Here is a 21,528-nt window from a genome sequence, read left to right on the forward strand (position 1 = left end):
GATCCGCAATGAGCGGCTGGCTGGAACGGTTCGGGTTCGGACTCGGCCGGACGGCACGCGGCTTGCGGCGCAGCATCTTCCTGCTTGGCCTCTCCGCCGCCATCCCGTCGCCCGCAACGGCCGCCGACTGGGATCCGGCGACGGCGAGCAGCAATTTCGGCATCTTTGCGCTCTCCGACGCGCAACTGGCGGAGCGTAAGATCACCGTCACGCCGATCGGCGAGCTCGAACTCCCGACCGGCGAGATCATCGCCTGCGATCCTCTGATCACGACCGACGACTGGCCGGCGCTGGCCCGCAGGGTGAAACCCGGGCACTATCCGGTCGCGCTGTTCGAGGCGCAGGGCCGGGTCGCCGCGGCGTTCCTTCGCTTCCGACCCGGCGTGCCGGTGCGCTGGGAGCTCGCCACTCTGCCCGGCCAGGACGTCTCGACGCTGAACGGCGACGAGATCTTCGGCTATCCCGTCGACGCCGGCCTCGGCTCGTTCATGGACAAGGCGGCGATGGCCTTGATGACGGCCGCGCAGGACAAGCTGAAGCCCGATCAGAACTATTATGACGATGTGCTGGCGGCCGAGTTCGCGCCCAACCAGGACCGATTCGTCATGCACCGTCCGGCCGCCGGCAATCCGGTCAACATCGCGATGTTCTGGAGCGGCTGGGGCGATGGCTTCTATCCGTCCTTCTGGGGACTGGACGCGGCGGGCGAGCCGGTGGTCCTGATGACCGACTTCGGCGTGCTCGAAAACGCCGACGGCCGCGAAAGCGACCAGGGCAAGTGATGACGAATGCCGCCTCGCCCATGATCGGATTGATGGCCGGATCGCTGGCGCTCACGGCGGTGAATTCCAGCGCCCAGGCCGCCTGCCCGATCCAGCTTGCCATCTATGGCGAAGCAAAGAGCGGCGCCGAGATCGATTTCACGCCCGCCGGCACCTCGGCGACGATCACCAATAATTTCCGCATGATCCTCGACAACAATACCGTGCTCGACGGCATCGCGATGTGGACCGAGGGATCGGCCGCGCGGCCGCATGGCTCGCTGATGTACCAATGCCCGACCGGCGACGTCACCGGCGATGAGCTTGCCGCCTGCACGGTTTGGGAAGGCGTCGTCTACAGCGCCGACGACAAGGGCATGATCGGCCTGCTGCCGGCCGAAGGCGCCGAGGCACCGAAAAGCCTGATCTTTCCCGATCTTGGAGCGTCGCTTGAAATGTCGGCCGCCTATGGCCCGGCCGGTTTCTCCAAGGTGCCTTGGGACATTTTCGTGCTGAAAGGCTGCCAGGAATGAGCGCGCACAGGAAGACGCTGCTGGTTACCGGCGGCAGCCGCGGCATCGGCGCAGCTATCTGCCGACAGGCGAGCCAGGCCGGCTACCGGGTGGCGGTCAACTATGTCTCCAACCAGATGGCGGCGGACATGCTGGTCGCCGAGCTCAAAGCCGGTGGCGGCGATGCTTTCGCGGCAAGAGGCGATGTCGGTAACGAGGCCGATGTCCTGGCGATGTTCGAAGCCGTCGACCGGGCGTTCGGCCGGCTCGACGCCTTCGTCAACAATGCCGGCATCGTCGATGTCAAGGCGCGGGTCGACGAGATGAGCGTCGCTCGGCTGGAGCGCATGATGCGCATCAACATCGTCGGCTCCTTCCTCTGCGCGCGCGAAGCGGTCAAGCGCATGTCGACGCGGCATGGCGGCAAAGGTGGAGCCATGGTCAACCTATCCTCGGCGGCGGCGAGGCTGGGCTCGCCCGGCGAATATGTCGACTATGCCGCCTCCAAGGGCGCGATCGACACCATGACCATCGGGCTCGCGCGTGAGGTGGTGCTCGAAGGCATCCGCGTCAACGCGGTCAGCCCCGGCATCACCGAGACCGAAATCCACGCCTCGGGCGGCCAGCCCGACCGGGTGGCGCGGATGCAGGATTTGCTGCCGATGAAACGCGCCGGGACAGCCGACGAAGTCGCCAGCGCGGTTCTCTATCTTTTGTCAGATGCGGCCTCCTATATAACGGGCGCGATCCTGAATGTGAGCGGCGGCCGCTGAGGGCCAGACCAGAAGGACACCATCATGGCTTATGACGTCGTTATCATCGGATCGGGCCCGGGCGGCTATGTCTGCGCCATCAAGGCGGCACAGCTCGGGCTGAAGACGGCGGTGGTCGAGAAGAGCGCCACCTTCGGCGGCACCTGCCTCAACATCGGCTGCATCCCGTCGAAGGCGCTGCTCCACGCCTCCGAGATGTTCGCGGAAGCCGGCCATGCCTTCGATACGCTGGGCATCGAGCTACCGGCGCCGAAGCTCAACCTGAAGAAGATGATGGCGCATAAGGACGCGACGGTGACGTCCAACGTCAACGGCGTCGCGTTCCTGTTCAAGAAGAACAAGATCGATTCCTTTCGCGGCACCGGCAAGGTGATTTCCGGCGGCAAGGTTTCAGTGACGGGCGAGGACGGCAAGGTCGAGGAGATCGAGACCAAGAACATCGTCATCGCCACCGGCTCGGATGTCGCCGGCATTCCGGGCGTCAAGGTCGATTTCGACGAGAAGGCGATCGTCTCCTCCACCGGCGCGTTGTCGTTGGCCAAGGTGCCCGCCAGCCTCGTCGTCGTCGGCGGCGGCGTCATCGGGCTGGAACTCGGCTCGGTGTGGGCCCGGCTCGGCGCCAAGGTCACCGTGGTCGAGTTCCTCGACACTATCCTGGGCGGTATGGACGGCGAGGTGTCGAAGCAGTTCCAGCGGCTGCTTTCCAAGCAGGGTTTCGAGTTTAAGCTCGGCGCCAAGGTCACCGGCGTCTCCAAGGTCAAGAAGGGCGCCAGCGTCACCTTCGAGCCGGTCAAGGGCGGCGCGGCCGAAACCATCGAGGCGGACGTCGTGCTGGTCGCCACGGGGCGGCGCCCCTATGCCGACAGCCTCGGGCTGAAGGAAGCCGGCGTCGAGGTCGACGAGCGCGGCCGAGTCAAGACCGACGGGCATTTGAGGACCAATGTGCCCGGCATTTATGCCATCGGCGACGTCATTGCCGGGCCGATGCTGGCGCACAAGGCCGAGGACGAGGGCGTCGCGGTGGCCGAAACGATCGCCGGCCAGGCCGGCCATGTGAACTACGACGTCATCCCGAGCGTCGTCTACACCAGCCCGGAGATCGCTTCGGTCGGCAAGACCGAGGAGGAGCTGAAGAAGGCCGGCATCGACTACAAGGCCGGGAAATTCCCGTTCAGCGCCAATGGCCGCGCGCGCGCCATGCTGCATACCGACGGCTTCGTGAAGATCCTGGCCGACAAACAAAGCGACCGCGTGCTCGGCGTCCACATCGTCGGCTTCGGCGCCGGCGAGATGATCCACGGGGCGGCGGTGCTGATGGAGTTCGGCGGTTCGTCCGAAGACCTGGCGCGGACCTGCCACGCGCATCCGACGATGTCGGAAGCGGTCAAGGAAGCGGCGCTGGCCACGTTCTTCAAGCCTATTCACATCTGAAAGGCGTCATAGGCTTCTTCTTTCTTTGTCTGCTATCGGCGTGGCGACTTCGGCAGTTTCTTCGCCTCCTTGGCCAAGGAGGCGATGCGTTCGTCAGCTTCCTGATGGCGTTCAAGCTTCCGCTGCCGATCGAATTTCTCGTACTGCGCTTCAGCGATACGCTTTGCGTCAGAGGTTTTCACGGAGCCGCCGGATCGCAGGACTGTTCGCCCAAGCTGACGCAACTGTTGGTCGAGAAGGGTCTGCGCATCCTGCATCACGACAAGCCTGCCCATGTCGAGCTGGTCTTCGAATATGTCGAGCAAGATGGTCGTGAGCCGGTTTAGCTCTTTGATCTCGCCTTCAGCGAGATAGTTCTTCGAAACGGCGACATCAGTCTTTCTAATGTTGTCGTTTGGCCACGACCGTAAGCCCATGTTTTCAAATTGGTAGTTTGCCCTGGCGGCGATTATTTCCGCGGGCGTCTGCGATGTGACCGCGTAGACCAGCTTGGCTTGCGTCCGTTGATAGAACTCGCGCGCCGCTTCGGTGGTGCCGTCGTAGTCCTGGCACATGGCGCAAATGCTGCGCAGCTCGCGGTAGATGTTCGCCTCGTCGGAACGAATGTCACGGATTATCTCACGTAGCTCAGCGACCCGATCTGCACTCTCGGGACGCTTTAGACGTGGAGAATCGACAATGAATCCCTTCTTGGCGAACTGGACCAGGATGCCCGTGGCCCAGCGACGGAAAAGAGTGGCCTGGGTCGATGACACCCGATAGCCAACCGAGATCACCATATCCAGGTTGTAGACAGCGACCGGCCTGCCCAGACTTATGTGCACTTTTTGCACAGAAGTCGCTTCGTCGAGTTCCCCCTCCTCAATTACATTGTTGATATGCCGCGTGATCGTGGTGCGATCCCGCCCAAATAGGTCGGCAATCTGCGCCTGCGTCATCCACAGGGTGTCACCTTCGAAGCGGATATCGAGCTGAATGCCTTTTTCGGTGCTGTAGACGAGAAACCGATCGCCAGTCTCTTCGTCTTCTACCAGATGTACCGGTTCATTTTCATCATCAGTCATAAGGATGCCCGACTCGGTTGCACGAGAACATTATAGCAACTTCCGCTACCGAACACCCGGTCATGCCACCATTCTCCGCGATTTGCCTGCCCCAACCAAAACGGCCCGCCTCTCGGCGGGCCGTTCATCTTCAAGCTGTTGCCAGGTTACTGAGCCGGCGCAGGTGCCGGGGCTGGCGCAGGGGTGGGCGCGGGCGCGGGCGCAGGTGCCGGAGCTGGCGCGGGAGCCGGGGCAGGCGCCGGAGTTGGCTCAGGCGCCGGAGCAGGCGTTGCAGGGGCCGGAGCCGGCGTGCTGGCGGCCGGCGGCTCAGCCGGGGCGGGCGCATGCTCGCCGCCGCTTCTGCCAAAGACATAATACGCAACCACGGCCAGGATAATGACAACAAGGGCGATCAGCCATCCGCTGCCGCCACCACCGCCACTCGAGGTGGGAGGCGTGCTCGAAGGGGTGAACGGGTCGTTAGGGTTCGCCATGAAACGTGTCCTCCTTGGATGAAAGTCATCAAAATAACAGCCATCAACGCGCTGAGCCCGCATCGGGTTTCACGCGGACGGACGGAAAGCGCTGAAAAACCGGCGTTTTCAGGTCCGCCAGCCGCCAGACGACTCAGTTGACGGCGGTAACAATATACCCTGCCTTGCGAAAATCCTCGACCAGTCCTTCCGAACCGGGCAGATGCATGGCGCCGACGGCCATGAAGACGTTGCCCTTGGTCAATATCGGCCCGGCATGCGCCGCCATCACCTTGTTGCGGCTGGTGATCATGGTCTGCTCGAAGGCGGCATAGCCGGCCTTGTCGTCCGCCGTCTCCGGCAGCACGGCGCGGAACAGCGGCCAGAACATGCCGACCTCGCCACGCTGGTAGAGCACGATCATCGTCTCGTTGACGTCGTTCACCTTGTCGCCGAGCTTCATCGTCTCGACCAGGCTCTTCATGTGGAATTCGATCGGCAGCGAGGCCATGGCGCGCAATTGATCGACGGCGGTTTCGAGCCCTTCGACGTCCTTTCCCGAAGCCTTGGCGTCCGAGGCAAGCTTGACGTCCAGCACGAGTTCGCCGGCGCTCTGGCGCGCCACCTCGCAGGCCGGCAACGCCATCATCGCCGACAGGATCCACGGCTTCATCTTGGCGACCGTCGCCGGCGGGATGCCGCGCGCGTCGAGCCCCTTGTCCAGCGCCGCCGCATCGTCCGGCGACAACAGCGACGACAGGGTGGTGTTGTCGGTGAACATCATCAGGCCGGGTTCGCTGGCCATCGCGGCCATGATCTTGGTCTTGTCCATTGCGTCGGTGGTTTCAATGACGATTGTGCCGGCGCCGTCATAGGCTTTCTGCGCCGCTGCCGGCAGCGTCGTGACGCGCGTATCCGTCATGTGCATGGTGCCGAACAGATAGGACGGTTTTTCGCCGGGCTTCTCCAGCTTCCACAGCAGGCCCTTGCCGTTGGGAACGGCCGCCGCCTCGGTCTCGACCTTCTTGAAGGCGGCGGGATCGTTCTTCTCCAGCGCCGTCAACAGATCGGCGCCGGCGCAATTGGGTGCCTCGGCATGGGCCCGGCTGGCGAGCAGCAGAACGGCGAGGAAAGACAGGAAAAACAGCAGGTTGAGCGCTGCAAGCAGCTTCAACGAAACCAGGGCCGCGCGGTCGGCGATGGCGATGACGCGTTTCATGAAGAAGCGTCTTAGCGCCGAAAAGCGGCAAAACGGTTAACCGGGAGGATGAAATTGTTTCCGATCCGGTGAGCTTTGATGTTCGCTCGGGTTGTCGGAAGGAATGCGTTGACCGAAACGTCTATCGCTTCGCCCTGGAATGACGAAGTCGCGGGGCTTCGCGCCACCCCAGCGGTTTCACGCCCTTGGATGTGCCTTCTCGTAGATATCGAGCAGCCTCGCGGTGTCGACGCCGGTGTAGATCTGGGTGGTCGACAGGCTGGCGTGGCCGAGCAGTTCCTGGATGGTGCGCAGGTCGCCGCCGCGGCCGAGCAGGTGGGTGGCGAAGGAATGCCGCAGGGCGTGCGGCGTCGCGGTGTCGGGCAGGTTGAGCGCCGAGCGCAGCTTCGCCATCTCGCGCTGGACGATGGCCGGGTTGAGCGGGCCGCCACGGGCGCCACGGAACAGCGGGCCGTCGGGACCCATATGGAAAGGGCAGAGCCGGCGGTATTCGGCAACCGCCTTGCGGGCCACCGGCAGCACCGGCACCAGCCGCGTCTTGCCGCCCTTGCCGGTGACGCGCAGCACGCTGTCGGCTCCTGTCGCCAGGTCGGCGCCGGTCAGGCCCAGCGCCTCGGAGATGCGCAGGCCGGAGCCGTAGAGCAGCGTCAGCACGGCGGCGTTGCGTGCGGCGATCCACGGCTCTTCCGCCAGTTGGCCCTCCATCGCCACGACCTGTTTCGCGTCGCTTGCCGTCAGCGGCTTGGGCAACGATTTCGGCTGGCGCGGCGCGCGCAGGGCTGCGGCGCCTGCCGCGTTGACCATCCCGCGTTTTTCGAGAAAGCGCAGCAGCGAGCGGATACCGGCAAGGCCGCGCCCCAGCGTACGGGCGCCAGCGCCGGTGTTGCGCCGCGCGGCGAGGAAGCCGCGCAAATCGGCCGGCCGCAGGTCGGCGATGTCGGAGATACCCGGCGCGCCGCCGCAATGGCCGGTCAAGAAATGCAGGAACTGGCGGGTGTCGCGCTCATAGGCCTCGACCGTCTCCGGCGACAAGCGGCGCTCATGCGCCAGCGTCTTCAGCCAGGTTTTGCGGGCCGCCTGAAGGTCGGGTTTTGCCGGGATGAGGAATTCCTGCATGGTGGCATTTTCCGCCCAGCAGGTTAGGAAGCGGTGAAGAGACTGGGACCGAGGGCTCTCGCCGCGCAGAATCGCCCATCAAGATGGAGCTGGCAGGTCGTGCCTCTACTTTGCGTAGTGGGTAAACACAGCTTGTATCGTCCGTTCAGCACCTTTCCGCTGCTTGTCAGTAGGAGGATTTGCTGCTTCGAAACCAATTCGACTCGATAGACCGTCCTTGTTCACTACCAGAAACGTGATGTCAGGGTTCTCTTCCTTGGCTATTTCATCAAGAACCGGTTGCCAGGGACCTTGAGCGGGAATCCCGACAGCTTTTCCGAGCACTCCATAGCGGACTGTCTGCCTTTGTATCGCGCAATATTTGAGGACGGCCCTGATGGCCTCTTTTCGATCCATATATCGTGCTTCACCCATTTTTATCCTCCCGCCTTCCCACTCCATTGTATCCATCCCCATACGGACCTCAAATCGAGGCACGACCGATCGCATCGTTGAATTAGCGGCTTGAGGGCGTTAGAGCAGAGCAAAGGAAGCGCCGCCGATGTCGAAGCTCGAAAACCCTGTACAGATGGCCGTGATCGGTGCCGCGCACGGCATCAAGGGCGAATTGCGGGTGAAAACCTTCACCGGAGACCCGCTGGCGCTGGCCGATTACGGCCCGCTTTATGCCAAGGACGGCCGCGCCTTCCAGATCACCGATATCAGGCCGGCCGGGACTGTGGTGGTCGTGCGTTTCAAGGGCGTCGGCGACCGCAATGCCGCCGAGGCGCTGGCCGGCACCGAGCTTTTCGTCGACCGCTCGGTGCTGCCCGACGACGGCGAGGAGGACGAGTTCTATCACGCCGATCTCATCGGCCTCGATGTCAGGGATGATACGGGCGTCATCGGCAAGGTGGTCGCCGTGCATAATTTCGGTGGCGGCGACATACTCGACGTCACGCTTGCCGGTCGCAAGGGCGTGCTGATCCCGTTCACGCAGGCCGCGGTGCCGCATGTCTCGATCGCCGACGGATTCGTTGAGGTCAACCCTCAGGCGGCGGGGCTGGTCGAAGACGAAGAAGGCGACGAAGCGCCCAGGGATGCCGGCTTCGACCCGAAGGGTCGGCCGCGCGGACCGAAGGATGCTGGGGGCAACCGTTGAGCTTTGCCGCCTCGGTGCTGACACTCTATCCGGAGATGTTTCCGGGCGCGCTCGGCCTGTCGCTGGCCGGCCGCGCGCTGGAGGCCGGCACATGGTCTCTGGAAGCAATCCAGATCCGCGATTTCGCCACCGACAAGCACCGCACCGTCGACGACACGCCGGCCGGCGGCGGCGCCGGCATGGTGATGCGCGCCGACGTGCTGGCCAAGGCAATCGACCATGCCTCGCCGCCCGGCGATAAGCGTCCAAGGCTGCTGATGAGCCCGCGCGGCAAACCGCTGACGCAGGCCCGCGTGCGCGCGCTGGCCGCCGGCCCGGGCGCGGTCATCCTGTGCGGCCGCTTCGAAGGCGTCGACCAGCGGCTGATCGAGGCGCGGGGGCTGGAGGAGGTCTCGGTCGGCGATTTCATCCTGTCGGGCGGCGAGCCGGCAGCACTTGTGCTGCTCGATGCCGTGGTGCGGCTGCTGCCGGGCGTCATGGGCAATGCGGTGTCCGGCGAGGAAGAAAGTTTCGAGAACGGGCTGCTCGAGCATCCGCACTACACGCGTCCGCAGGAGTTCGAAGGCAGGCCGATTCCGGACGTGCTGATTTCCGGCAACCACAAGAAGATTGCCGAATGGCGTCGCGCGGAGGCCGAGAAGCTGACGCGGGAGCGGCGGCCGGATCTGCTGAGGGCTGCTCAGCCCTTGGTGAAATAATAGAAGGCCAGAAACAGGCCGACGGCGACGACGAAGCCGCGCACGACGCCCTGCGGCACGCGCTTGGCGACCCAGACGCCGGCATAGCCGCCGAGCGCGCCGCCCGGAATCATGACGATCGCCTGCGGCCAGGCGACGACACCGCCCGAAACGAAGACCAGGATGGCGATGGCCGCGATGACCACGGCCAGCATGTTCTTCAGCGCATTGAGCCGGTGGTAGTCGCCGACCTGCGTCAGGCCGAGCGTCGCCAGCATCATGACGCCCATGCCGGCGCCGAAGAAGCCGCCATAGACGGAGGTCGCGAACTGGGCGAGCGATCCGGCGAAGGAGCCGACCTTGGCTTCGGCCCCAGGTTTAGGCGTCGGTTTCAGCCACGGCCCGGCGGCGAACAGCGCGGTGGCGGCGATCAGCAGCCAGGGCACCAGTGCGCGGAAGGACGGATTGGAGAGCGCAAGCAGGATCAGCGAGCCGGCCAGCGCGCCGAGGGCGGAGATGACGCAGAGCAGCAGCGCCTGGCGCCAGAAATGCCTGATGTCATCGAGATAGGCGAGCGTCGAGGTGATATAGCCGGGAAACTGCGTCACCGAGGAGGTGGCGTTGGCGACGATCGGCGGCAGGCCGACCAGCGTCATGGCGCCGAAGGTGACGAAGGTGCCGCCGCCGGCGACGGCATTGACCGCGCCGGAGACAAAGCCTGAGAGAAAGAGCAAGGCGGCATCGAAGAAAGTCATTTTCCCCGCTTAGGAAGCTTGCAAGCCGCGCGCAACCCGGCACGGCCGCGGTAAATGTGGGCCATGGGCGCAAAATATGCCGCAACGCCCTTGTTTTGATGCATGTCGTGGTCCCGGAACCGCGCGCACTTCCGGGCGACATGCATTAGGGCGTGACAAAGCGGCAAAATGGCTGTATGTGCCCGCCCGAACCGGAAGAACAATCTTTCGGACCCGTCAACAAGTGCGGTGTAGCCGTCCCTGCCCGGTGTTTCGACAAAGGGCATAGCCGAGCGGTCATTGGAACTGCAATGCGAGCGTAGGACGCTCTGACTGTCGGAAGAACAAGAAGTGGATATTTGAGATGGATCTCATCCGTCAGCTCGAGGCCGAACAGGCCGCCAAGATCGAAGCCAAGCGCAAGCTGCCCGAATTCCAGCCGGGCGACACCGTGCGCGTCCAGGTGCGTGTCACCGAAGGCACCCGCACCCGCGTCCAGGCCTATGAGGGCGTCGTCATCGCCCGCGCCGGCTCGGGCTTCCAGGAGAATTTCACGGTACGCAAGATTTCCTACGGCGAAGGCGTGGAGCGCGTTTTCCCGGTCTACTCGCCGATGGTCGAGGGCGTCGAGATCGTGCGCCGCGGCAAGGTTCGCCGCGCCAAGCTCTATTACCTGCGCGACCGTCGCGGCAAGTCGGCCCGTATTTCGGAAAACACCGGCGTGCGCGCCCGCAAGCTGAACGACGAAGAGCGCGACGCGCTGAACGCCGAGCGCGCCCGCATCGAGGCCGAGAAGGTGGCCGCCGCCCAGGCGCTGGCCGCCGAGACGGCCGCCAAGGAAGCCGCCGAGAAGAAGGCCGCCGCCGAGGCCGCCTCGGCCGAATAAGGTTTTTGCGAGACAGATTCTGGAAAGGCGGCTTCGGCCGCCTTTTTTTGTTGTGCGAATATCGCAAGGATTTTGATCGAAGCCTTCGCGGTTCGTCATTCTGGGGCGGAGCGACGCGAAGCGGAGCGGACCGGAGACCCCTAGAATGCCGTTATCTTCGCGAGGGATGCGGCGGTAGAGAATGGAACTCCGTCGAACCTTCCTGAAAAGATAGGTCTGCACCGCAGTATCGCTCTTATTTCACGGAATGGATTCCAGGGTCTACGCGCGTCGCTTCGCTCCTTACTCCGCCCCTAGAATGACGAAGGTGATAGGTCAGCGTTCCCTTCGCACCTCCCTCTGTCCCGCCAACGTGCAGGAAGGGCTTGCCTGCAGCATGCCGCTGGAGCGGGCCGAGCTCAAGGTGCTGCACGGCACGCTGACACGACTGGTCGCCGGATTGCGCGAAGCCACGGCCGATCAGGACTGATCGCCGCAATCGCCGTCCCCGAAATCATCGCTGAAGAGCATTGGAATTCACATTGGCGAGCCCCGGCAGCGCGGGCCGGCTTGCAAGGCGCTTGCGGCAAGCTAAAGTCGGCGCGGTTTTCTCTTGGCGCGCGAACATCGCGCGGCCAAATCACATTCGGGGAGTTTGTCATGACCAAGTCGAAACTGCTGCTGGCCGCCATGATGGCGTGCCTTCTCGCGCCTGTCGCGGCGCTCGCCGATAACCTGCCCGATCTCGGCGGCAAAAAGGTCGTGGTGGTGACGGAAAACGCCTATCCGCCGCTGCAGTTCATCGACAAGAAGACCGGCAAGCAGATCGGCTGGGAATATGACGCGATGGACGAGATCGCCAAGCGGCTGAATTTCAAGGTCGAGTACCAGAACACCTCCTGGGACGCGATGATCCAGGCGGTTTCCGACAACCAGTACAACATCGGCATGACCGGCATCACCATCAAGGACGACCGCAAGGAGAAGGTCGACTTCTCCGACCCCTATATGCGCTCGGAGCAGTTCATGCTGGTGCGCGGCGACGAGAACCGCTTCACCGACGCCAAGAGCTTCGGCGCCTTCAAGGACGGGCTGATCGGCGCCCAGCCGGGCACCACGCCGTTCTACACCGCCGTCTACAGCGTGCTCGACGGCAACGAGCAGAACCCGCGGATAAAGCTGTTCGAGACGTTCGGCGCGACCGTGCAGGCGCTGAAGTCGGGCGACGTCGACGTGGTGCTCACCGACGGCACCGCCGGCCAGGGCTATGTCGATGCCTCCGAAGGCAAGCTCAAGCTGATCGGCGGTCCGCTCGGTACCGAGGATTTTGGGTTCATCTTCCCGAAGGGCTCGGAGCTGGTGAAGCCGGTCAATGCCGCCATCGCTTCGCTCAAGGCCGACGGCACGATCGACAAGCTCAACAAGAAATGGTTCCTCGACTACAAGATGGGGCAGTGAACCCGTCTTGTTGCGCGCAGAGAGTTTGCAGGAAATTGCGCTGACATTGCGCCCAGGCCCCCCTCTCTGCCCTGCCGGATCCGGCCCTACGCTGTCGCTCCGGGCGTTCGTCGTTCGAAAAGCCAAGCAATTGGCTTTTCGTCCGCTATGCGGACCACGTCTCACCCCCCTCAAGGGGGGAGATTGGCAGCTCCGACCACGGCGCTCCTCATTCAACGTCGGTGATTGGCGAAAGCCCACGCGAGGTTCGATCTCCCCCCTTGAGGGGGAGATGGCCGGCAGGCCAGAGAGGGGGGCCTGGGCGCTATCTTCTCGAGACGTCCGCTCCATCGGCATCGCCTGATGCCCATATCCAAATCCAAACCCGAATTCCCCTGGTGGTTGGCCGCGACGGCCATCCTTGCCTTGGCCGCCGCTGTCGCCGTCGCTTCCAGCGACCTCTATGCGCAAGTCTTCGGCACAGTCGCCAAGGGCATCGGCATCACCATCTTCGTCACCGCGGTCGCTTTCGCTTTGGCCTCCGCCTTCGGGCTCGGCATCGCGCTGATGGCGCTGTCGGGATCGCAGTGGCTGCGCCAGGTCGCGCGCTTCTATGTCGAGATCATCCGCGGCGTGCCGATCCTGGTGCTGTTGTTCTGGATCGCCTTCGCCGGCGCGCCGGCCTTCGTCGCCGCCTGGAATGCGCTGACCGCGCCGCTGCAGGGCGCCGGCCTGATGGGCGAGTTGCTGGTGCGCGACGTCTCGCTGCTCTGGCGCGCCATCATGGCTTTGACCATCGGCTACTCGGCCTTCATCTCGGAAGTGTTCCGCGCCGGCATCCAGTCGGTCGAGAAGGGCCAGATCGAAGCGGCCAAGGCGCTCGGGCTCAGCCGCGTCCAGCGTTTCCGGCTGATCGTCTTCCCACAGGCGATCCGCACCATCCTGCCGCCGCTCGGCAACGACTTCGTCGCCATGGTCAAGGATTCCTCGCTGGTCTCGGTGCTCGGCGTCGCCGACATCACCCAGATGGGCAAGGTCTATGCCGCAGGCTCCTTCCGCTTCTTCGAGACCTATTCGATCGTCGCCTATATCTACCTGATCCTCACCGTCGGCCTGTCGCTGGCGCTAAGGGGGCTGGAACAGCGGCTACGTCGCCAGCATCAGGAATAGCCGGCCGCCTCGGAGCGCGCTACGATCCTTCAGCTCACCATCGCGGAGGACAAGCCCCATGAATTTCGACAAGGCCAATGCGGCGCTGGATTCCGTCTATTCGGCCGACTCGCCGGAAAGGCTCGCCAAGGCCTATGCCGAATGGGCCGCGACCTATGACAGCGAGACCGCCTCGCTGGGCTATCTCCTGCCTTTCCTCATCACCGCCTGGGTGGCGCGGCACGTGCCGGCGAGCGAAGGTCCGCTGCTCGACGCCGGCTGCGGCACGGGTCTGTCGGGGCCGTCGCTGAAGGCTCTGGGCTATGGCTACATCGCCGGCCTCGACCTCTCCGACGACATGCTGAAGATCGCCGGCAGCCGCCAGGCCGATGGCAAGCCGGCCTATGGCGAGCTGAAGAAAGCGATGCTCGGCGGCCCGTTGCCCTGGCCCGACCGGCATTTCCGCGCCTTCTTCTCGACCGGCGTCTTCACCATCGGCCACGCGCCGGCATCGGGACTGCATGAACTGGTGCGCATCACCAAGTCCGGCGGCCACGCCATCTTCACCGTGCGCGACCAGGTTTTCGAGAGCGGCGGTTTTCAGGCGGTGTTCGACGAGCTGACGCAGGCGGGCAAATGGCGGCTGGTCGAGGAAAGTCCGTGGTTCCGCTGCTATGCCATCGGCGACCCGGAGGCGCTGGTGAAGACGTTTGTGTTCGAGGTGGTTTGAGCGCCAGCTTTCCCTTCTCCCCTTGTGGGAGAAGGTGGCCGCGAAGCGGCCGGATGAGGGGTGCTCCAGGGAATGCCGACGCCTCACTTCGCTGGAACACCCCTCATCCGTCTCGGCGCTGCGCGCCGATCCACCTTCTCCCACAAGGGGAGAAGGCAAGCTGGCGCTGATTGCCGAAAAGCCAAAACATTGCTATCTACGGCGCCATGGAAAAGCTTTTCAGCGATCCGGCCTATAAGGGTTTCGTGCTGCAGGACAGAAAGCGCCTGCCGTCGCGTTTCTCCGCGCGCGTCTGCGGCGCGCTCACCAGCCGACTTCGCTGAACCGACCGATCGCAGTCGTCGCGCCGGGTTGCCGGCGTCCTTTTCCCATTCTCATATCGACGGATTTACGCACATGAGCGCACCGCGCACCCTCTACGACAAGATCTTCGACGACCACACGGTCGACCGCCAGGACGACGGCACCTGCCTGCTCTATATCGACCGCCACCTCGTGCACGAGGTCACCAGCCCGCAGGCCTTCGAAGGACTGCGCATGAGCGGCAGAAAAGTCCGGCATCCGGAAAAGACGCTGGCCGTGGTCGACCATAACGTGCCGACCTCGCCCGAGCGCAAGTTCGGCATCAAGAACGAGGAAAGCCGCATCCAGGTCGAGGCGCTGGCCAGGAACGCCAAGGATTTCGGCATCGACTATTATTCCGAGAACGATATCCGCCAGGGTATCGTCCACATCATCGGGCCCGAGCAAGGCTTCACGCTGCCCGGCATGACCATCGTCTGCGGCGACAGCCATACCTCCACGCATGGCGCGTTCGGCGCGCTTGCGCATGGCATCGGCACGTCCGAGGTCGAGCATGTGCTCGCCACCCAGACGCTGATCCAGCGCAAGGCCCGGAATATGCTGGTGCGCGTCGACGGCCAGTTGCCGGAAGGCGTCACCGCCAAGGACATCATCCTCGCCATCATCGGCGAGATCGGCACCGCCGGCGGCACCGGTTACGTCATCGAATATGCCGGCGAGGCGATCCGCTCGCTGTCGATGGAAGGCCGCATGACGATCTGCAACATGTCGATCGAGGGCGGCGCCCGCGCCGGCCTGATCGCGCCGGACGAGACGACCTTTGCCTATGTCAAGGACAAGCCGCGCGCCCCGAAGGGCGCTGACTGGGATGCGGCGCTCGCCTATTGGAAGACGCTGCAGTCCGACGAGGGCGCGCATTTCGACAAGGTCGTGGTGCTCGACGCGCAAAAACTGCCGCCGATCGTCTCCTGGGGTTCTTCGCCCGAGGACGTCGTCTCGGTGCAAGGTATCGTCCCCGATCCGCAAGCGATCGCGGACGAGAACAAGCGCACCTCGAAGATCCGGGCGCTCGACTATATGGGGCTGACGCCCGGAACCAGGATCACCGACATCGAGCTCGACCGCGTCTTCATCGGCTCCTGCACCAATGGCCGCATCGAGGACCTGCGCGCCGCCGCCAAAGTGGTCGAGGGCAAGAAGGTCAACCCGCGCGTCAACGCCATGATCGTGCCCGGCTCCGGCCTGGTCAAGGAACAGGCGGAAGCCGAAGGCCTGGACAAGATCTTCGTCGCCGCCGGCTTCGACTGGCGCGAACCGGGCTGCTCGATGTGCCTGGCCATGAACGACGACCGGCTGAAGCCGCATGAGCGCTGCGCCTCGACCTCGAACCGCAATTTCGAGGGCCGGCAGGGCTTCAAGGGCCGCACCCACCTGGTGTCGCCGGCCATGGCGGCGGCCGCCGCGATCGCCGGCCATTTCGTCGACATCCGCGACTGGAAATAGGCGCCCCGGCTGCGTCGCTCAACAAAGGCCCGGACAGGACGTCCGGGCCTTTCGCTTTTCGGCTATCTACCTGCGGATGATCTCGTGAAATTCCTCGCGCCGGCCGGGCTCGTCGGCGGCGACGACCAAGGCCAGCTGCCGCTCGTCGAAGATCCTGAACCACTCGTCCCATTCCACGAGCTCGTAGCCGCCGGTGTTGATCGGACGTTCCGGTCGGTCGGTGTCTTCATAGGCCTGTTCCCCGAACACCAGCCGCAGCATGGGCTGCGTTCCGGCCTCGGGCGAGACGTCGACGATGGCCGGGAAGCCGGCGCGCGCCGCCGCCCAGGAGCGGATTTCATCGTGGTTCGTCAAAGTGATCGTGCCGGCCATCTCGATCGTCTCCCGTCTGGCATCTCCTGTCCTGGCCGGACAACGCCGCTCCGGCAGGCCGGTTCCGCGCGGCATGCGACGTATCCATCGAGGCTTAACCGCTTGTTTGGGCTTGCGTCCTAGTATCTCCCCCTGGGTAAGTTGGGGAAAGTCGCAGTCCTTTGGACACCGGTCTGCTCATAGCGCTGCTCAATCCGACGATAGCGCTGGCGCTCGGCGCTGCGTTCCTCGTGCTGTGGTGCTACCAGCGCCATCGCCCGTATCTGGCCGCGCTCGGCGCGAGCTACTGCCTGTCGGCACCGGGCTTCCTGCTGCAATATTTCACGCTTCCGCTCGGCGTGGCGCTGACCAAGCTCGTTTCCAACATCTGCTTCACGATCGCGGCCTGCTGCCTCTCCAGCGCGATCATCGCGCGCTACGGGCGGCGCGTGCCCTATGTCGGCATCGGCGTGATTACCGGCGGCGGGCTCGCCGCCTTCATCTGGTTCATGTTCGTCCAGCCGGATCTCACCTGGCGCGTGCTTGCGATGAATTTCGGCTTCGGCGCGCTCAGCCTGCTGGTCGGCGCCGAACTGAGAACGGTGCGCAACAACGGCCCAACCGAGAAAATCCTGTTCGCACTGTCGCTGCTTTCGGGGCTGAACTTCATCGCCCGCACGCTGGTCGTCGTCATCGCGCACGGGCCGTTCCCCAGCTATGAGGGCTTCTACGGATCGTCCTACTGGACGACGGCGCTGCTTTCGCACGCGCTGTTGTCGCTGCTGATCGCGCTCAGCCTGTTCACGGCCGCGGCGCTCGATGTGATGAGGGCGCTGAAGGACGAGACCCATACCGACCCGCTCTCGGGCATCCTCAACCGCCGCGGCTTCGAGGAGCGGGCGACCCTGTTGCTCGACCAGTGCGGCAAGGCCGGATTTCCCGTCGCGCTGGTGCTTGCCGATCTCGATCACTTCAAGGCGCTGAACGACCAGCACGGCCATGAGGCAGGCGACCGGGTGATTGCCGACTTCGCCGCCAAGCTGCGTTCCGCCACCGGCGCGCGCGGGGCCGCCGGCCGCATCGGCGGCGAAGAGTTCGCCGTGCTTTTGCCGCTGAGCGACCTGGCGTCGGCAAGGCTCTTCGCCGAAGCGATCCGTTCCTTCTATTCGGCTGGCGCGGTCGACGGCCTGCCACCCGACACGAGGGTCACCGCAAGCTTCGGCGTTGCCGCCCGCACCGGCAGGGAAGGGCTGATGCCGTTGATGCGGCGCGCCGACGAGGCGCTCTACAAGGCCAAGAAGAATGGCCGCGACAGCGTGCGCCTCTCTTACGAGCGGCCCGAGACCGCCTTCGTTGCCGAGCGGCTCGCAGCCGGGTGACACAAGTGGACACCCGCGCCTTCGTCATCCACGGGCGGAGCGACGCGAAGCGGAGCGCAGACCCAAGGATCCATTCCGTGACCTTCGCCGAAGAATGCAGCGGAGCAGAATTCTGCACCGTGAGCGGCTCTCGAAAGTAACGGAATGGATCCTCGGGTCTGCGCGCGTCGCTTCGCTCCTTGCTTCGCCCGTGGATGACGATCGGAGGGATGGCTCGGCCAATCGCGGAACCAGGCGATTGCCATTGACCTCTAAGCGGCGTTCCAAATGCCCTGACGACCGGATGGGGCCTTTGAGCCAATCGCAACGGTCCGTGGCCCTTCCGCCATGCCTGGCGTTAACGTGATTTTCGCCGGTCGATGATTTGCTTTTCGGTCAAGGAGCAAATATGGGCAGCGCCGACTTCATTCTGATGATCAACCTGCTCGTCGCCGGGCTTCTGGCGGCGGCGTTCATGGCGATTGCCGTCCATGACAGCGGACGCGTATCGGCGCGTTGGCTTGCCTTCAGCTATCTGCTCGGCATGGCCTATTTCGCCATCGAATTCAGCATCCCCGCCTTCGCGGACGCGCGGCTGCCGGTGGTTGCCGCCTTTGCCGTGTTCCTCGGCGCAACCATCGCCTTCAATGGCGGACTGGCCCATAAATATGGCGTGCGGCCGCCCTGGGCGACGATGCTGTGCTTTCTCGTCGTCACCTCGGTCGCCGTCTATCTGGTGCAGGACCTGCCGCGCCAGTCGCTGACGCGCATGATGGCCTACCAGCTTCCTTACGCCGCCATGCAGTTCGTCGCGCTCGGCATCGTGCTGTCCTCCCGGCAAAGGCTCGCGCGGCTCGACCATGTGCTGGCGCTGGTGCTTGGCGCCAGCGCCGTGCAGTTTGCCTCCAAGCCGCTCATCGCGGGCGCGCTGGGCGGCTGGGGCGCCAACCCGCAGGCCTATGTGCAAACCAGCTATGCGTTGGTGTCGCAATCGCTCGGCACCGTGTTCGGGCTGGCGCTGGCGCTGCTTGCCTTGGCCGTGCTGGTGCGCGACGCGCTCAACGACGCGACGGCGAAATCGGAAACCGACGCTTTGTCGCGCCTGTTCAACCGCGGCGGCTTCGAACGCCATGCCGACCTTGCCATGCGGGACGCCGTCCGTCGCGGCGTGCCGGTGGCGCTGGTGATCGCCGATCTCGATTACTTCAAGAGCATCAACGACAGCTACGGTCATGCCTGCGGCGACCGTGTGATCGAGACCTTCGCCGGATTCCTGCGCGAAGCCGCCGCCGAACACCATGTCGCCGGCCGCATCGGCGGCGAGGAATTCGCCATCATCCTGCCGGGCACCAATCTCGCCGCGGCGCGGCTGTTTGCCGAAGGCGCGCGCAACGCGTTCGGCGCCCTGCCGATCGACGGGCTACCTGCCGACCATCGCTGCAGCGCAAGCTTCGGCGTGGCCGAGCTTGCCGACGACGAAGGTTTTGCCGATCTTTTGCGGCGCGCCGACGCCGCGCTCTACCACGCCAAGAATGCCGGCCGCGACTGCGTGCGCGTATCAGGCGTGTCGGCGCGGCGCCACACGCCGGCTATCTTCAACGGCAAGGGCTGAGATTGGGCATCTCGCCGTCGGAAAGCCCGTACATGTAGGAACGGCCCTTGACCAGCACCGGCGGCTGGTAGCAGCCGGGCGCGCCAGGCTCTTCCGCATCGTCATAGGCGACATCCGGCTGGCCGGTGCCGGTGTATTCGGAAAGTTTTTTCGCGAGCTTGCCTTCGCCGACGACGATGCGCTTGTAGCCGGCGGCGCTGTCGATGACGAGATTGCCGAAGGAATCGGCATAGACTCGGTCGTGATGGCGCAAGCCGGCCTCGGCCGGCGCGGCGATCGCCAGCGCCGCCAGCGTTGCGGCCGCGAAGCCTATCCGCACTGAATTCGAACGCATGTCGCTCTCCCTTGGTCGGCGCGCAGATCGCGCCTGAAATCCGGTTCGAATCGGAAATTAACTCTTTCTTAACCTTTGTTAAGAGGCGGGAGGCTTTCGGCGCCGGTTCTTAAAGAACATGGTTAATTTTCGAAGGTCGGGCTTCCCGGCGACGGGCGCGGTTCTGGATAGCCGGCTGACCCAGGGTCAACTTGATCTTGCGGCGCCGCATGGCTACAGCGGTCCACCGTCTCACGGAAAGGGCAACCGCCTATCTCTTTGTTTCGACGCAATTCCGGACGGAAGACCACGGCGAAGGCGCCGAACCCAACCGTTCACACATTTCCTGGAATTGCTGTAGCGTGCCGCGCACGAAAGGGCAGCGCATGAGCTTTGGCCGCACGGTTCGAGTGTCGATCGCCATCCCGCTGCTTCTGGCGGCCGCGGCCTGCGTGCCGCAGGACGGCGCGCCGAAGGTGGCGAATGCCGCGGCGCCCGCCGCCTCGCCTGCTCCTCCTCCGCAATCCGCCGCACCCGCGACGACGCCGGCAGCTGCAACGCCCGCCATACCTGCAACGGCCCCGGCAGCCACAACGGCGCCGGTACCTGCGACGGCGAAGGCGCCTGCAACGCCTGCGCCCGCAACCAGGATCGTCACCGACCTTACCATGCCGCGTTCCGGCGTCGGCACGGCCACCTACAGATGCGGCAATGGCGGCATGATCACCATCCAGAATCTGGGTAACGCATTGCGCGTCATGCGGCCCGATGGCACGGCCGAAGAGTTCGCGGCCTCGCCCGCCAACCAGAGCAGCCGCTACCAGGAAGCAGCGACCCATGACGCAATTGTGATCGACGGACGCGAGGCGCTGGTGATGAAGAGGGGATCCACCCCGCAGACTTGCAGGCGCTGAGGTGCGACGATATCCGGGTGAGGCCGGCCCGCGGGATCCCGACGCGACCGGCCGCAGCGTCGGTCATCTGATTGCTGCGCTGCAGCGAACCATGCGCCGGCTTCAAAACAGCCGCTAATCGATTGAAGCGCGCGGCCCTCAATTTGTCAGACTAAATGATGTTTCCAAAACGATTTTCCGGCTTTGACGCGGTGCAAAAAGAGCATTAGAAACCGGCTGTCCGATGCCATAAATGAGGGCGGCAAACGCCGTATTCCCATCGCGGCATTCAGGATGCCGATCTGGGGGAGCCATGAGCAAATCACCAGCCACCCGCGCAGTTGCCAGACGTGAACGGCCGCTCTCGCCGCATCTGACGATCTACCGGCCGCCGATCACGATGACGATGTCGATCATCCATCGCATCACCGGCGGCGCGCTCTATTTCGGGACACTGCTGGTGGCGGCCTGGCTGATTGCCGCTTCGAGCTCGCAGGCCGCATTCGACTGGGTCAACTGGGCCTTCGGCTCCTGGCTCGGCCGGCTGGTTCTGTTCGGCTACACCTGGGCGCTGATGCACCATATGCTGGGCGGGCTGCGCCACCTCGTCTGGGACACCGGCGCGGGATTGGAAAAACACACCGCATCCAGGATCGCCTGGTCGACGCTCGCCGGCTCGATCGTGCTGACGCTGCTGATCTGGATCGCCGGCTACATGGCGCGGGGAGCTTTGTGATGAGCGCGAACAATTCGGACATGCGCACGCCGTTGGCGAGAGTGCGGGGTCTGGGCTCGGCGCGCGAGGGCACGCAGCATTTCTGGCGCCAGCGGCTGACGGCGATCGCCAACATACCGCTCATCCTGTTCTTCGTCGGCTTCCTCATCGCGGTCAACGGCCACGGCTACACGGAAGTGCGGGCGGCGCTCGCCAATCCCTTCGTGGCGCTGGTGCTGACGTTGGTGCTGATCTCCGGCCTCTACCATATGCGGCTCGGCATGCAGGCCATCATCGAGGATTACGTGCATGGCGAAGGCATGAGGCTGGCGCTGATCGCTCTCAACACCTTCTTCGCGGTGGCAGTCGGCGTCGCTTCGCTGTTCGCCCTGCTCAAACTCGCATTCGGAGGCTGACGT

Annotated in this window: 24 protein-coding genes; 17 read left to right on the forward strand and 7 right to left on the reverse strand. The window is 64.4% G+C overall.

The features are described from left to right. Nucleotides 1-8: 8 nt before the first annotated feature. From FJ419_RS29245 to lpdA, 4 genes are read left to right on the forward strand one after another with little or no spacing between them, the layout of a single operon-like run. The gene (locus tag FJ419_RS29245; protein ID WP_140700701.1) at nucleotides 9-782 is read left to right on the forward strand and encodes a DUF4241 domain-containing protein; all 774 of its coding nucleotides are present in this window, start codon (nucleotides 9-11) and stop codon (nucleotides 780-782) included. Further along, a complete protein-coding gene (locus FJ419_RS29250; RefSeq protein ID WP_140700702.1) occupies nucleotides 782-1,294 on the forward strand; it encodes a hypothetical protein in 513 nt (170 codons plus the stop codon). The genes FJ419_RS29245 and FJ419_RS29250 overlap by 1 nt, the downstream gene beginning before the upstream one ends. Then, a complete protein-coding gene (locus FJ419_RS29255) occupies nucleotides 1,291-2,046 on the forward strand; it encodes an SDR family oxidoreductase (protein ID WP_140700703.1) in 756 nt (251 codons plus the stop codon). Before FJ419_RS29250 ends, FJ419_RS29255 begins: the two co-directional genes overlap by 4 nt. 24 nt (nucleotides 2,047-2,070) lie before the next feature. Next, a complete protein-coding gene (gene lpdA, locus FJ419_RS29260) occupies nucleotides 2,071-3,477 on the forward strand; it encodes a dihydrolipoyl dehydrogenase (protein WP_140700704.1) in 1,407 nt (468 codons plus the stop codon). 32 nt (nucleotides 3,478-3,509) lie between these two features. On the opposite strand, the gene rhuM is transcribed toward lpdA, so the two are convergent. From rhuM to FJ419_RS29285, 4 genes are all read right to left on the reverse strand, one after another. Beyond that, nucleotides 3,510-4,541 carry a RhuM family protein gene (rhuM, locus tag FJ419_RS29265; RefSeq protein ID WP_140700705.1) on the reverse strand — a complete coding sequence of 344 codons (1,032 nt, stop codon included), beginning with the start codon at nucleotides 4,539-4,541 and terminating at the stop codon, nucleotides 3,510-3,512. A gap of 606 nt (nucleotides 4,542-5,147) precedes the next feature. Further along, nucleotides 5,148-6,212, reverse strand: a complete 1,065-nt coding sequence (locus tag FJ419_RS29275) for a TraB/GumN family protein (RefSeq protein ID WP_140700706.1) — start codon at nucleotides 6,210-6,212, stop codon at nucleotides 5,148-5,150. A 177-nt stretch (nucleotides 6,213-6,389) separates the two neighbouring features. Then, nucleotides 6,390-7,328, reverse strand: a complete 939-nt coding sequence (locus FJ419_RS29280; RefSeq protein WP_140700707.1) for a tyrosine recombinase XerC — start codon at nucleotides 7,326-7,328, stop codon at nucleotides 6,390-6,392. A 105-nt stretch (nucleotides 7,329-7,433) separates the two neighbouring features. After that, nucleotides 7,434-7,742: a hypothetical protein gene (locus FJ419_RS29285; RefSeq protein WP_140700708.1), complete on the reverse strand. Its 309-nt coding sequence runs from the start codon at nucleotides 7,740-7,742 to the stop codon at nucleotides 7,434-7,436. 127 nt (nucleotides 7,743-7,869) lie between these two features. Between FJ419_RS29285 and rimM the strand changes: the two genes are divergently transcribed. Next, complete coding sequence (gene rimM / locus FJ419_RS29290) at nucleotides 7,870-8,469, forward strand: ribosome maturation factor RimM (RefSeq protein ID WP_140547010.1); 600 nt, start codon at nucleotides 7,870-7,872, stop codon at nucleotides 8,467-8,469. Further along, nucleotides 8,466-9,167 carry a tRNA (guanosine(37)-N1)-methyltransferase TrmD gene (gene trmD / locus FJ419_RS29295; protein ID WP_140700709.1) on the forward strand — a complete coding sequence of 234 codons (702 nt, stop codon included), beginning with the start codon at nucleotides 8,466-8,468 and terminating at the stop codon, nucleotides 9,165-9,167. Before rimM ends, trmD begins: the two co-directional genes overlap by 4 nt. On the opposite strand, the gene FJ419_RS29300 is transcribed toward trmD, so the two are convergent. After that, nucleotides 9,149-9,901, reverse strand: coding sequence for a sulfite exporter TauE/SafE family protein (locus FJ419_RS29300; RefSeq protein ID WP_140700710.1), 753 nt, complete (start codon nucleotides 9,899-9,901; stop codon nucleotides 9,149-9,151). The two genes, trmD and FJ419_RS29300, sit on opposite strands and share 19 nt — an antisense overlap. Before the next feature lie 343 nt (nucleotides 9,902-10,244). Between FJ419_RS29300 and rplS the strand changes: the two genes are divergently transcribed. The 6 genes from rplS to leuC all read left to right on the forward strand — a co-directional run bounded on the left by rplS (nucleotide 10,245) and on the right by leuC (nucleotide 15,867). Further along, nucleotides 10,245-10,766, forward strand: a complete 522-nt coding sequence (gene rplS, locus FJ419_RS29305; protein ID WP_095769549.1) for a 50S ribosomal protein L19 — start codon at nucleotides 10,245-10,247, stop codon at nucleotides 10,764-10,766. A gap of 307 nt (nucleotides 10,767-11,073) precedes the next feature. After that, the gene (locus FJ419_RS30955) at nucleotides 11,074-11,235 is read left to right on the forward strand and encodes a hypothetical protein (RefSeq protein WP_181170838.1); all 162 of its coding nucleotides are present in this window, start codon (nucleotides 11,074-11,076) and stop codon (nucleotides 11,233-11,235) included. Between the two features lie 170 nt (nucleotides 11,236-11,405). After that, the gene (locus FJ419_RS29310) at nucleotides 11,406-12,203 is read left to right on the forward strand and encodes a transporter substrate-binding domain-containing protein (RefSeq protein ID WP_140547007.1); all 798 of its coding nucleotides are present in this window, start codon (nucleotides 11,406-11,408) and stop codon (nucleotides 12,201-12,203) included. 342 nt (nucleotides 12,204-12,545) lie between these two features. Then, complete coding sequence (locus FJ419_RS29320; protein ID WP_181170839.1) at nucleotides 12,546-13,352, forward strand: amino acid ABC transporter permease; 807 nt, start codon at nucleotides 12,546-12,548, stop codon at nucleotides 13,350-13,352. 58 nt (nucleotides 13,353-13,410) lie between these two features. Further along, the gene (locus FJ419_RS29325) at nucleotides 13,411-14,061 is read left to right on the forward strand and encodes a methyltransferase domain-containing protein (protein ID WP_140700713.1); all 651 of its coding nucleotides are present in this window, start codon (nucleotides 13,411-13,413) and stop codon (nucleotides 14,059-14,061) included. Nucleotides 14,062-14,457: 396 nt separating this feature from the next. After that, the gene (gene leuC, locus FJ419_RS29335; RefSeq protein WP_140700714.1) at nucleotides 14,458-15,867 is read left to right on the forward strand and encodes a 3-isopropylmalate dehydratase large subunit; all 1,410 of its coding nucleotides are present in this window, start codon (nucleotides 14,458-14,460) and stop codon (nucleotides 15,865-15,867) included. A gap of 66 nt (nucleotides 15,868-15,933) precedes the next feature. On the opposite strand, the gene FJ419_RS29340 is transcribed toward leuC, so the two are convergent. After that, entirely contained in the window at nucleotides 15,934-16,239 is a 306-nt protein-coding gene (locus tag FJ419_RS29340; RefSeq protein ID WP_140700715.1) for a hypothetical protein, read from the reverse strand. A 161-nt stretch (nucleotides 16,240-16,400) separates the two neighbouring features. On the opposite strand from FJ419_RS29340, the gene FJ419_RS29345 reads away from it, so the two are divergent. Further along, nucleotides 16,401-17,597 carry a GGDEF domain-containing protein gene (locus tag FJ419_RS29345; protein WP_140700716.1) on the forward strand — a complete coding sequence of 399 codons (1,197 nt, stop codon included), beginning with the start codon at nucleotides 16,401-16,403 and terminating at the stop codon, nucleotides 17,595-17,597. A gap of 388 nt (nucleotides 17,598-17,985) precedes the next feature. Then, nucleotides 17,986-19,188: a GGDEF domain-containing protein gene (locus tag FJ419_RS29350; protein WP_140700717.1), complete on the forward strand. Its 1,203-nt coding sequence runs from the start codon at nucleotides 17,986-17,988 to the stop codon at nucleotides 19,186-19,188. Here the strand turns inward: FJ419_RS29350 and FJ419_RS29355 are convergent. Continuing rightward, nucleotides 19,172-19,522 carry a hypothetical protein gene (locus FJ419_RS29355; protein ID WP_140545487.1) on the reverse strand — a complete coding sequence of 117 codons (351 nt, stop codon included), beginning with the start codon at nucleotides 19,520-19,522 and terminating at the stop codon, nucleotides 19,172-19,174. The two genes, FJ419_RS29350 and FJ419_RS29355, sit on opposite strands and share 17 nt — an antisense overlap. Before the next feature lie 341 nt (nucleotides 19,523-19,863). Here FJ419_RS29355 and FJ419_RS29360 point away from each other — a divergent pair, with 341 nt between their 5' ends. From FJ419_RS29360 to sdhD, 3 genes are all read left to right on the forward strand, one after another. Beyond that, complete coding sequence (locus tag FJ419_RS29360; RefSeq protein WP_246679423.1) at nucleotides 19,864-20,415, forward strand: hypothetical protein; 552 nt, start codon at nucleotides 19,864-19,866, stop codon at nucleotides 20,413-20,415. Nucleotides 20,416-20,707: 292 nt separating this feature from the next. Further along, nucleotides 20,708-21,130 carry a succinate dehydrogenase, cytochrome b556 subunit gene (gene sdhC / locus FJ419_RS29365; RefSeq protein ID WP_140700718.1) on the forward strand — a complete coding sequence of 141 codons (423 nt, stop codon included), beginning with the start codon at nucleotides 20,708-20,710 and terminating at the stop codon, nucleotides 21,128-21,130. Further along, the gene (sdhD, locus tag FJ419_RS29370) at nucleotides 21,130-21,525 is read left to right on the forward strand and encodes a succinate dehydrogenase, hydrophobic membrane anchor protein (RefSeq protein ID WP_140545484.1); all 396 of its coding nucleotides are present in this window, start codon (nucleotides 21,130-21,132) and stop codon (nucleotides 21,523-21,525) included. Before sdhC ends, sdhD begins: the two co-directional genes overlap by 1 nt. Nucleotides 21,526-21,528: the final 3 nt, after the last annotated feature.

Source organism: Mesorhizobium sp. B2-6-2 (genome assembly GCF_006440615.1).
In the GTDB taxonomy this organism is placed as follows: Bacteria; Pseudomonadota; Alphaproteobacteria; order Rhizobiales; family Rhizobiaceae; genus Mesorhizobium.

Excerpts from the sequence above, each read along its gene's own strand:
- FJ419_RS29245 (WP_140700701.1), top strand. The coding sequence starts at position 9 with ATGAGCGGCTGGCTGGAACGGTTCGGGTTCGGACTCGGCCGGACGGCA.
- FJ419_RS29250 (WP_140700702.1), top strand. The coding sequence starts at position 782 with ATGACGAATGCCGCCTCGCCCATGATCGGATTGATGGCCGGATCGCTG.
- FJ419_RS29255 (WP_140700703.1), top strand. The coding sequence starts at position 1,291 with ATGAGCGCGCACAGGAAGACGCTGCTGGTTACCGGCGGCAGCCGCGGC.
- lpdA (WP_140700704.1), top strand. The coding sequence starts at position 2,071 with ATGGCTTATGACGTCGTTATCATCGGATCGGGCCCGGGCGGCTATGTC.
- rhuM (WP_140700705.1), bottom strand. The coding sequence starts at position 4,541 with ATGACTGATGATGAAAATGAACCGGTACATCTGGTAGAAGACGAAGAG.
- FJ419_RS29275 (WP_140700706.1), bottom strand. The coding sequence starts at position 6,212 with ATGAAACGCGTCATCGCCATCGCCGACCGCGCGGCCCTGGTTTCGTTG.
- FJ419_RS29280 (WP_140700707.1), bottom strand. The coding sequence starts at position 7,328 with ATGCAGGAATTCCTCATCCCGGCAAAACCCGACCTTCAGGCGGCCCGC.
- FJ419_RS29285 (WP_140700708.1), bottom strand. The coding sequence starts at position 7,742 with ATGGGTGAAGCACGATATATGGATCGAAAAGAGGCCATCAGGGCCGTC.
- rimM (WP_140547010.1), top strand. The coding sequence starts at position 7,870 with ATGTCGAAGCTCGAAAACCCTGTACAGATGGCCGTGATCGGTGCCGCG.
- FJ419_RS29300 (WP_140700710.1), bottom strand. The coding sequence starts at position 9,901 with ATGACTTTCTTCGATGCCGCCTTGCTCTTTCTCTCAGGCTTTGTCTCC.
- rplS (WP_095769549.1), top strand. The coding sequence starts at position 10,245 with ATGGATCTCATCCGTCAGCTCGAGGCCGAACAGGCCGCCAAGATCGAA.
- FJ419_RS29310 (WP_140547007.1), top strand. The coding sequence starts at position 11,406 with ATGACCAAGTCGAAACTGCTGCTGGCCGCCATGATGGCGTGCCTTCTC.
- FJ419_RS29320 (WP_181170839.1), top strand. The coding sequence starts at position 12,546 with ATGCCCATATCCAAATCCAAACCCGAATTCCCCTGGTGGTTGGCCGCG.
- FJ419_RS29325 (WP_140700713.1), top strand. The coding sequence starts at position 13,411 with ATGAATTTCGACAAGGCCAATGCGGCGCTGGATTCCGTCTATTCGGCC.
- leuC (WP_140700714.1), top strand. The coding sequence starts at position 14,458 with ATGAGCGCACCGCGCACCCTCTACGACAAGATCTTCGACGACCACACG.
- FJ419_RS29340 (WP_140700715.1), bottom strand. The coding sequence starts at position 16,239 with ATGGCCGGCACGATCACTTTGACGAACCACGATGAAATCCGCTCCTGG.
- FJ419_RS29350 (WP_140700717.1), top strand. The coding sequence starts at position 17,986 with ATGGGCAGCGCCGACTTCATTCTGATGATCAACCTGCTCGTCGCCGGG.
- FJ419_RS29355 (WP_140545487.1), bottom strand. The coding sequence starts at position 19,522 with ATGCGTTCGAATTCAGTGCGGATAGGCTTCGCGGCCGCAACGCTGGCG.
- sdhC (WP_140700718.1), top strand. The coding sequence starts at position 20,708 with ATGAGCAAATCACCAGCCACCCGCGCAGTTGCCAGACGTGAACGGCCG.
- sdhD (WP_140545484.1), top strand. The coding sequence starts at position 21,130 with ATGAGCGCGAACAATTCGGACATGCGCACGCCGTTGGCGAGAGTGCGG.